The following is a 975-nucleotide window of genomic DNA, read 5'->3' as shown; positions in this document are numbered from 1 at the left end:
CTCAAGCGAGGCCAGACAACGCTTAGGATACGAGCTGAGATCAGCTAGATTTCCTACGCCGATAGTGTAGGTTCACGATTATCGAGTGCAGGAACTGTCGGCAAGCAGGAATCTCAAGACTTTTGAAACCCAAAGAAAAACCCCTGAATTTTGATAGGAAAGTCAGGAGTTTTGGTTTGGTTTGGTGGGCCGGAGTTACTTTAACTAGCTGCGTAACCTACTGATATTCAGAGATTTCGAGGGTTAATTATATTTAGGAGATACATGTAGGGATACATTTTCATGGCCGCTGTGGCTATATTTAGGTTTACCGATGGCTATGAAGGCGACCTGTTTATGACCTTAGATCCTCGCTTGGATGCACTCGTTCTTCAAGCTGAGGCAAGCCATCGTTCAGTCTAAATTCGGATGAAAAACTTTCACCCGGTGTTCGTACGTCAGGTGCCCGTTTCGGTGGCCCCATCGTGAAGCCGGAGCGACAAGTTCCGTTAGTCAGCATAAAGCAGTAGAAATTCTCAGCATACGCCCGATCTTCCACCGTAACTGTTTCGTCCTTGTTTGGCTGCTCTTGGTTTATCGCGACGGCACGGCGCTGTTTAGTGCGCTGTCGTAAATACAGCAGTAGGCCGAGTGAGATGAAGCCGAGAATCAGGGGGATGCTTGTGAGCGTGACAGTATCCATGATGTTTCCGACGATCCATGCGATAGGTAAGGAGCGCAACTGTGCACCACAAGCATACTAGCCCTGCTGACCTTAATTACTCTTCAACAGTTCGGTTATAACTACTATCGAAGTATCTGAACCGGCTTCGGATGTTTGCGTACTAAGAGCGCATACCTTGATGCTTCCAATATACCGCGTTAACCGGTTTGTTTATAGCCTTTGTTAGCTGATGCCGCGCAGCTCGTCCAGCTATATGGGGCGCAAAATGGCTGATTCCGTACGTACCAGCTTGCGTACCATCGGGCCGCCGA

At 48.5% G+C, this 975-nt stretch carries 1 protein-coding gene; it reads right to left on the bottom strand.

Annotated features, from left to right (window positions below):
- Positions 1-334: 334 nt before the first annotated feature.
- Positions 335-682, bottom strand: coding sequence for a hypothetical protein (locus tag QKY98_RS23430; RefSeq protein WP_284671679.1), 348 nt, complete (start codon positions 680-682; stop codon positions 335-337).
- Positions 683-975 lie beyond the last annotated feature (293 nt).

The organism is Pseudomonas sp. HR1 (assembly GCF_030175875.1).
Classification (GTDB): Bacteria; Pseudomonadota; Gammaproteobacteria; order Pseudomonadales; family Pseudomonadaceae; genus Chryseomonas; species Chryseomonas oryzihabitans.
Note: the sequence above shows the minus strand (reverse complement) of the source record. Positions and strands in the feature narration are given on the sequence as shown.

Coding starts and splice junctions, on each gene's coding strand:
- QKY98_RS23430 (WP_284671679.1), bottom strand. CDS start 682: ATGGATACTGTCACGCTCACAAGCATCCCCCTGATTCTCGGCTTCATC.